At 60.7% G+C, this 8,424-nt stretch carries 7 protein-coding genes and 1 pseudogene; 4 read left to right on the forward strand and 4 right to left on the reverse strand.

Annotated elements, in window-relative coordinates; all coding sequences use genetic code 11:
- The 4 genes and pseudogenes from PMI29_RS26375 to PMI29_RS26360 form a co-directional block, all read right to left on the reverse strand.
- Positions 1 to 560: pseudogene (locus tag PMI29_RS26375) on the reverse strand (alpha-2-macroglobulin family protein); the annotation flags it as partial.
- Positions 557 to 1,222, reverse strand: a complete 666-nt coding sequence (locus PMI29_RS26370) for a DUF1175 domain-containing protein (RefSeq protein WP_033051974.1) — start codon at positions 1,220 to 1,222, stop codon at positions 557 to 559. The gene PMI29_RS26370 and the pseudogene PMI29_RS26375, both read right to left, overlap by 4 nt.
- Positions 1,192 to 2,904: a DUF2138 domain-containing protein gene (locus PMI29_RS26365; RefSeq protein ID WP_007994156.1), complete on the reverse strand. Its 1,713-nt coding sequence runs from the start codon at positions 2,902 to 2,904 to the stop codon at positions 1,192 to 1,194. Before PMI29_RS26365 ends, PMI29_RS26370 begins: the two co-directional genes overlap by 31 nt.
- 40 nt (positions 2,905 to 2,944) lie before the next feature.
- Positions 2,945 to 3,736, reverse strand: coding sequence for a YfaP family protein (locus tag PMI29_RS26360; RefSeq protein WP_007994157.1), 792 nt, complete (start codon positions 3,734 to 3,736; stop codon positions 2,945 to 2,947).
- A 278-nt stretch (positions 3,737 to 4,014) separates the two neighbouring features.
- Here PMI29_RS26360 and PMI29_RS26355 point away from each other — a divergent pair, with 278 nt between their 5' ends.
- The 4 genes from PMI29_RS26355 to dxs all read left to right on the forward strand — a co-directional run bounded on the left by PMI29_RS26355 (position 4,015) and on the right by dxs (position 8,374).
- Positions 4,015 to 5,160: a Fic family protein gene (locus tag PMI29_RS26355; protein ID WP_033051975.1), complete on the forward strand. Its 1,146-nt coding sequence runs from the start codon at positions 4,015 to 4,017 to the stop codon at positions 5,158 to 5,160.
- 97 nt (positions 5,161 to 5,257) lie between these two features.
- Complete coding sequence (locus tag PMI29_RS26350) at positions 5,258 to 5,500, forward strand: exodeoxyribonuclease VII small subunit (protein ID WP_007970180.1); 243 nt, start codon at positions 5,258 to 5,260, stop codon at positions 5,498 to 5,500.
- Positions 5,497 to 6,384, forward strand: coding sequence for a (2E,6E)-farnesyl diphosphate synthase (ispA, locus tag PMI29_RS26345; protein ID WP_007994159.1), 888 nt, complete (start codon positions 5,497 to 5,499; stop codon positions 6,382 to 6,384). Before PMI29_RS26350 ends, ispA begins: the two co-directional genes overlap by 4 nt.
- Positions 6,385 to 6,475: 91 nt before the next feature.
- Positions 6,476 to 8,374 (forward strand): 1-deoxy-D-xylulose-5-phosphate synthase, encoded by a 1,899-nt coding sequence (gene dxs, locus PMI29_RS26340; protein WP_007994160.1) that lies wholly within the window; start codon positions 6,476 to 6,478, stop codon positions 8,372 to 8,374.
- Positions 8,375 to 8,424 lie beyond the last annotated feature (50 nt).

Consider the following 8,424-nt stretch of genomic DNA (forward strand, 5'->3'; position numbering starts at 1 on the left):
CCCTGCCACAACGGATAACGGAACTGGCTGACAACCGGCAAACCCGGTATCAGCGCGAATTGCGGCTGCGCATCGTAGGGCGTTGGCGCGGCCATCGCATTGCCCATCTTCAGTTCCGGCACTTCCTCGGTGACTTGTTTACGCGACTCGTAGGAAAACGCCCGCTGCATCACCCGACGGGATTTGCGATACCAGTTGTCCCACAGGTACGCGAGCGTGTTCGACAGGCCTTCACCCTTGAACTGGCCGTCGCTGACCACCCGATGCAGGTTCTTCTGGCGCTTGAGAAAATCCAGCGGCTTGTCGATGCGATACACCCGAATGTCGGCGCCGCCGTAGGGCTCCATACGAAACCGGCGATAGTCGCGGCCCGGTGCTTCGAGGCGCACCATCGCCTGTTCATCGCTGGCAAAACTGCTGTCGGCCAGCAGGAAAAAACTCTCGCCGGCCACTGGCGCATAGCCGCTGGACGGGACCGAATCTTCGGCGTTAACCACCGAGCAAGGCAGCACCAATACCAACATCAGAGACAGAAAACGCAGCATGCGGGCACCGGTCATTGGGAGAGAAAACTCAGTCGATAGACGCCGATGAAGTTGGGGTTGGCTGCGTCGGGTATCCATCGGGTGTCCTTCCATGTCATGAGTTGCTGCAGGCTTGCCGAACGCATGCCGTTGTCGGTGGGTGTGGTGGTGCCGGTGTGATAGGCGATGTAGCGGCCCATCCAGATCATCAGGTGCTGGTCGTCGCCCTGATCGAAAAACATCAGGTCGCCCGGTCGCGCCTGCGACACATCGCGGCTGACCAGGTGGCTGTTGAACTGGATCAATTTGATCGCATTGACGTAGGGCCCGACCTTGCCGCCACCCTGTTGCCATTGCTGCGCAAGACCGCGCTGGGCATCGCTCAATTGCAGCTCCGGCGGCAGGTAACGATTGGACAGGCCATTGCTGCGCAGCCATTTGTTGTCATGGACTTTCAGCGCTTCATTGGCGGCAAAACGCACCAGCCCGGCGCAGTCCTGCTGATACCAGCGCGGGCTCGGGCCCTGGCTGAGTTGCTCCTGGGCGATGCGCACGAACCAGGCGCGGAACACCTGGGACTGCTGCGGGTCGAGCGGCGGCGTCTCGACAGCGCGGGCGCTCGCGCTCAGCAACAGCGCCAACAGGCCGAGACTTCGGATCAATGCCGTCACAGCGCTTTCCACTCCAGCGGCAGCCATTGCCAGTGGCCGTCGGGCTCGCTGCCTTCGGGCAAGGTCAGGGCGTATTTGCCGTAGCCGCCGAGCTTGCGCAATTTCGGGATCAGGTAGGTTTGCGCAGCGTTGTAGAACACCGGTTCCATGTCCTGGGGCAGGCTGTCGAGGGTTTCCTGCTGCATCAGTTGCGCCATGGAATCCGGGCCGAAATAGACCGGCATCAGCAGGTCTTTGGGCACCACGTCGGCCATTGGCGGGAAGCGTTTGTCGAGGGTACCGAGAGCCTTGTCCAGCAGCTTGTCGTCGAGGGAAAACAGCAGCGTCGAACCGTGGCGTGCCAGGCTGACTTTCATGAACGCCTTGCCGGTGATGGCATCGGGGTCTTCGGCCTCTTTGGCCGCATAGGGACCAAAACTGGAGCTGACCTGACGCTGCCACTGGTGACTCTGGCCTGCCTGTTTTTCCACCACCGGGAAGGCACCGTCTTCGACGTTGTTCTCGTAGGCGCCGACCATCGAGCCGAACAGGTTGCCCAGATCCCCATCGAGTTTGCCGCTGTCGTCATCGTTGAGGCTGGCCACCAGCAAGGGCGTGTACAACCGCGAATCGGCATACCAGCATAGGCCCGCCGCACCGGCCATGTGTTCAGTCAATGCTTGGGCCACCTTCTCCTCGGCACCGAGTTTCACCAGCAGCGGTTTCTGTTGTTCGACAGCCAGTGGCAACGCCACGCAAGCGCTGGCTCCCATGGGCATGGCTTGCCAGATCGGTTTGAAATCGAAGTCCGGCTGATTTTCCAGTTCATCCATGGCCAGAAAGCTGTGCCAGCCAGTGTCGTCCATGTCAAAGCGCAGACCGGCAAAGTTCGGAATGAAACGCTGGTAACCCATGGCCAGCACACTGGCGTTCACCGACAGGCGTTGCTTCACCTGCGGCGCACGCGGTGGCAGGCCGAAAGCTTCGGGGAACAGTTTGTCGCCATTGAGCAGGGCTGCGATGGCCTGGGTCGAAACGCTGCCGTTTTCCTGTGCAGCACCACTTTGCGGGTCATAGAGTTTCGCCGGGTTGGACAGCACCACCAGCTTGTCGCCATGGGACGCGAACAGCAGCGCCTTGCTGGCGTTGTAGTTGAGTTGATAGATCGCCACGTCGTCGATACCGACTTTCACGTCAGCGACTTTGCTCAACTGCGAGTCGTCCAGCGCCACTTTGGCCAGCGGCTCCAGCACCTTGGCCAGCCCGCCGCGATCCATCACCAGCAGGAAATCCTTGAGCCGCCCATCCGCCCCGCGCCACAACGCTACGTCGGCAGGCTGATCGAACAGTTGCTCGATCAGGGTGTCCTGCAACTTCAGGTCATGTTCGTAGATGATCCGCCGCAAGCTGCCGATCAAACCCAGGCGATCGGCGTGGGATTCGTAATAGAAGACGAAATCTTCGGTCAGGGTTTCCTTGAGGAACGGCACTGCCAGCAGGTCCTTGGGCAACTGGCTCAGGGAATGGGTTTCCAGCAAGCCATCCGGGCGGCTCATGCCCAGTTTGTCACTGGCCAACACAGGTGCCGGGGCCTTGGGCTTGTGCATTAACCACCCCAGCCCACCGGCCACGCCAACGATCAGGCATATCCCGATCAGCAGCGTCGGCCAATGCAGGGAAGGTTTGGTCGCTGGCGCGCCAGCAGCCGGAGTAACAGTGCTATCACTCATGTTCACAAAACCCGAATTTCATCCGTGGAGCGGGGGATGCTTAGTAGTTGAAAGTCTTGACCAGCAGCAGGTCACCGATTGCGCGCAGGGGCACGATGAACGTTTCGCGTTTTTCATCGACGGTGTTTTCGTTGAGCACCAGGTTGATCTGCGAGGTAATCACCTCGTTCTGGTTGCTGGTCTCATCGAAGTTATAGCCGCCGCTGCCGAAGTTGCCCCAATAGTTCACGTAAACCAGATAGGTGCCGTGCAGCGGTGCGGTCATGGTGAACATTTCCGGCCCCGGGCCATCGACGCCGTCAGGGTCGAGGCCGCCGCCGTTGGTCAAGGCTGAGTGCGCCCAGAAGGCATGCTGGCCATCGGGTGTGACAATATGCAGGTCGAGCTCGGCATTCGGATCGTCCCAACCCAGCACCACGCGAATCCTTGCCGGTGTGCGCAGGTTGTTGGCTTCATAGAATTGCACACGCTTGAGGGACTGGCCTTCGGCACTGCGCACTTCGACGCTGTTGGAACCGGCACCAAACGCATACGGCCGGGCGAAACGCCCTTGCTCGTCGGTGTAGAGGTTCAGCGGATTGCCGTTGACCGCCAACGTGTGCGGCCCGCGCTGAGTGCCGATGGCCTTGAGTCGGCCTTCGATCATCGTGCGATTGCGCTGCACGCCTCGGTCAATCGGCGGCGTGGGATAGGCGACTTGCGGGTTATCACTGCGATCCAGCAAGCCGTTGTAACGCCAGCCACCCACCGGCTCCGACAACTCGGCATCCGGCGCGGCCAGAATCACGGGCACGACAGCCAACCCGATCAGCAGCAAAAGAAATGAGCGCATGTGACGCCTCCTGGCATGCATGACGAAACCTTGCGCCTGATCCTGGGCGCGTTACAGATGTGGAGACTGCATTTCGTCTGAAAGACCCGTGACCGTTGGGTCGTAGATGGCGCGAAGGTTAGCCAGTTGGTTGTTTTTTAACAATTGGATGTGTCGCAAAGTGCGGATGGATTCACGACTCACGGTGGACGGTGAGCCGAATATTCGTCATATTCGGCTCATCAAGTGAGCCGAATAGACTTTCTAATCGGCTCATTCCCCTCTAGAGCATCAAGTTCATGACTCCTCGATGGATATGGCAACAGCCCAATTGGCCGAATTTCACCTGGAATGCCGAACGCTTGGCGCCCTTGTTACGCGAGTGCGTTCAAGCACAAGGTCGGCTAATGGGCATGGCCAGTTCCGTGGGCAGTTCGCTGAGTGCGCAAAGTGAACTGGATGCGTTGTTGCAAAACATCATCACCTCATCAGCCATTGAAGGTGAACAACTGAATGTCGGCTCCGTTCGTTCGTCGCTGGCTCGACGTTTGGGTCTGGATCTGGTTGATGGCGACAGGGTTAGCCAGCGCAGTGAAGGTCTTGCGCAATTGATGCTCGATGCTACGCAGCATTTCGCTGAACCGCTGACGCTGGATCGTTTGCTGGACTGGCATGAATGGTTGTTCCCGGAACAGGACGGCGACCTGGCCGCCCGGGCGATTCGTGTCGGTGCATTGCGAGGCGATGAACCGATGCAGGTGGTCTCCGGTCGTCTCGATAAGCCAACCGTGCACTTCGAAGCGCCGCCTCGACTGGGCCTCGAACGTCAACTCGAAATCTTCATCGACTGGTTTGAGAGCGGCCGAAGTCAGGGCGGGCTCGACCCATTGCTGCGTGCTGGCATCGCACACTTCTGGTTTGTCACGCTCCACCCTTTTGACGACGGCAATGGCCGCCTCACGCGCACTATCACCGACCTGGCATTGGCACAGGGCGAGTCTCAGGCGATTCGTTTTTACGCAATGTCGGCAAGCATTCTTGAAGATCGCACCGGTTACTACCGGGTATTGGAAACGAGTCAAAAGGCTACGACCGATGTCACTGTGTGGCTGGAGTGGTTCCTGCAAACCCTTCTGCGCAGCCTGCAACAAGCCATGACACGGATCGACAGTGTGCTGGGCAAGGCGCGATTCTGGCAGGCCCACCAGACATCCGGGCTGTCGGCCGAACAAACCAAGGTACTGAATCGCTTGCTCGATGGCGGCGAAAGAGGCTTCGAGCATGGTATCAGTGCGGCTCAATACCAGGCCGTCACCAAAGTATCCAAAGCGACCGCAACCCGTCATCTGACCGAACTGCTGAACAAAGACTGCCTGCAACGCCTGCCCGGGGGTGGGCGCAGTACTCGGTACCAGATCAAATATCCCGACGAGGCGCAATCCTGAGCACTGAAACCATTGCACCAATCACCCCGCTCATTTGCCCATAAACCCCCTATCTGCTAGTGTCGCGCCGGTTTAACGTCAACCGGAAATCGCCGCCATGGCCCGCAAAAAAGCTGCACTGGATTTCGAACAGTCCCTCGCCGACCTGCAAACGCTGGTGGAGCGTCTGGAGAATGGCGAATTGTCGCTGGAAGACTCGCTGGCCGCTTTCGAGCAAGGCATCGGTCTGACCCGCGATTGCCAGGCGGCGCTGGCCCAGGCCGAGCAAAAGGTTCAGGTGCTGCTCGAGCGTGATGGCGAGTTGGCCGAGGAACCCTTCGACGCGGATCAGCCAGAATGATTGCAGCGTACTCGGCAACCAGCCAGGCTCGTGTCAATGCGGCCCTGGAAACCCTGTTCACGGCACCGAGCCCGGAGCTGGCGCGGCTGTACGAGGCCATGCGCTACAGCGTGATGAATGGCGGCAAACGCGTGCGTCCACTGCTGGCCTACGCCGCGTGCGAAGCATTGGGCGGCAAGGCTGAGCAAGCCAACGGCGCGGCCTGTGCAGTGGAACTGATCCACGCCTACTCGCTGGTGCATGATGATTTGCCGGCCATGGACGATGACGATCTGCGTCGCGGCCAGCCAACCACCCACAAGAAATTCGATGAAGCCTGCGCGATCCTCGCCGGCGACGGCTTGCAGAGCCTGGCCTTCAGCGCCCTGCTCGACCCACGCCTGAGCACTTCGCAGGCCGAAATCCGCCTGCAAATGGTCAGCGCCCTGGCACTGGCGGCAGGCCCGGCGGGCATGGTCGGCGGTCAGGCCATCGACCTCGGCTCGGTCGGCCTGAAGCTCGACCAGAAAGCCCTGGAATACATGCACCGGCACAAGACCGGCGCGTTGATCGAGGTCAGCGTCAAACTCGGTGCCCTGGCCAGCGGCCGTGCCGAGAAAGACGAACTCAAGTCCCTGCAGACTTATGCACAGGCCATCGGCCTGGCATTCCAGGTCCAGGACGACATTCTCGACGTCGAAAGCGATACCGAAACCCTCGGCAAACGCCAGGGCGCCGACATTGCCCGGGACAAACCGACCTACCCGGCCCTGCTCGGCCTCGACGCCGCCAAGGCCTATGCCCTGGAATTGCGCGACCAGGCCCTGCACGCCCTGCGACCGTTTGACGCGGCAGCCGAGCCGTTGCGTGATCTGGCCCGGTATATCGTCGATCGCCGCAGTTGACGGCGTATCCGCCAAAAAAAACCAACGCGTGGGCAGGGACCGATGCATCAGGTAAACTGCCGCATCTTTTATACCTATAACGATTCGCCCGATGCCCACGACGTTTCATGAGATTCCCCGCAAGCGCCCGACCACGCCCCTGCTCGACCGCGCGAACACGCCGGACGGCCTGCGCCGGTTAGGCGAAGCCGAGCTGGAAACCCTGGCCGATGAGTTGCGCCTGGAATTGCTCTACACGGTCGGCCAGACCGGTGGGCATTTCGGTGCCGGCCTGGGCGTGATCGAGCTGACAATCGCGCTGCATTACGTCTTCGACACCCCGGACGACCGGTTGGTGTGGGACGTGGGTCATCAGGCTTATCCGCACAAGATCCTCACCGGTCGTCGCGAGCGCATGGGCACCCTGCGCCAGAAGGACGGCGTCGCTGCCTTCCCGCGCCGCTCCGAGAGCGAGTACGACACCTTTGGTGTCGGCCACTCCAGCACATCGATCAGTGCGGCGCTGGGCATGGCGATTGCCGCCCGCCTGCAAAATAGCGAGCGCAAGGCGATCGCAGTGATCGGCGACGGCGCGTTGACCGCGGGCATGGCGTTCGAGGCGCTGAACCATGCGCCGGAAGTGGACGCCAACATGCTGGTGATCCTCAACGACAACGACATGTCGATCTCACGTAACGTCGGTGGCTTGTCGAACTATCTGGCGAAGATCCTTTCCAGCCGCACCTACGCGAGCATGCGCGAGGGCAGCAAGAAAGTGCTGTCGCGCCTGCCCGGTGCCTGGGAAATCGCTCGCCGCACCGAAGAATATGCCAAAGGCATGCTGGTTCCCGGCACGCTGTTCGAAGAGCTGGGCTGGAACTACATCGGTCCGATCGATGGCCACGACCTGCCGACCCTGATCGCCACCCTGCGCAACATGCGCGATCTGAAAGGCCCGCAGTTCCTGCACGTCGTCACCAAGAAAGGCAAAGGCTTCGCCCCGGCGGAAGTCGACCCGATCGGTTACCACGCCATCACCAAACTCGAACCTCTGGACGCTCCGGCCGCTGCGCCGAAAAAGGCCAGCGGGCCGAAATATTCCGGTGTGTTCGGTGAATGGCTGTGCGACATGGCGGCGGCCGATCCACGTCTGGTCGGGATTACCCCGGCGATGAAGGAAGGATCGGACCTGGTCGCTTTCAGCGAACGTTTCCCGCTGCGCTACTTCGACGTGGCCATTGCCGAGCAGCACGCCGTCACCCTCGCGGCTGGCATGGCCTGCGAAGGTGCCAAACCCGTGGTGGCCATCTATTCGACCTTCCTGCAGCGCGGCTACGACCAACTGGTGCATGACGTCGCCGTGCAGAATCTCGACGTGCTGTTCGCCATCGACCGCGCCGGTCTGGTGGGCGAAGACGGTCCGACCCATGCGGGCAGCTTCGACCTGTCGTTCCTGCGTTGCATCCCGGGCATGCTGGTAATGACCCCGAGCGATGAAAACGAGCTGCGCAAAATGCTCACCACCGGCCACCTGTATGAAGGCCCGGCGGCAGTGCGTTATCCACGCGGCAATGGCCCGAACGCAACCATCGAGAAAGACCTCGAACCGATCGAGATCGGTAAAGGCGTAGTTCGCCGCCAGGGCAGCAAAGTCGCCCTGCTGGTGTTCGGCGTGCAACTGGCCGAAGCCCTGAAAGTAGCCGAGACGCTGGACGCGACCGTGGTCGACATGCGTTTCGTCAAACCGCTCGATGAAGCACTGGTTCGCGAAATCGCCGGTAGCCACGAGCTACTGGTGACCGTCGAAGAAAACGCAATCATGGGCGGTGCCGGTGGCGCGGTCAGCGAGTTCCTCGCTCGCGAGAACATCCTCAAGTCGATGCTGCACCTGGGCTTGCCGGACATATACGTCGAACACGCCAAGCCTGCGCAAATGCTGGCCGAGTGTGGGCTGGATGAAGCCGGGATCGAGGCTTCGATCCGCGAGCGCCTGCAACTGCTCAACATCTAAACGCAAAACCCTGTGGGAGCGAGCTTGAACTGGTCAACTAATTTTGGACA

Source organism: Pseudomonas sp. GM49 (assembly GCF_000282355.1).
Lineage (GTDB): Bacteria > Pseudomonadota > Gammaproteobacteria > Pseudomonadales > Pseudomonadaceae > Aquipseudomonas.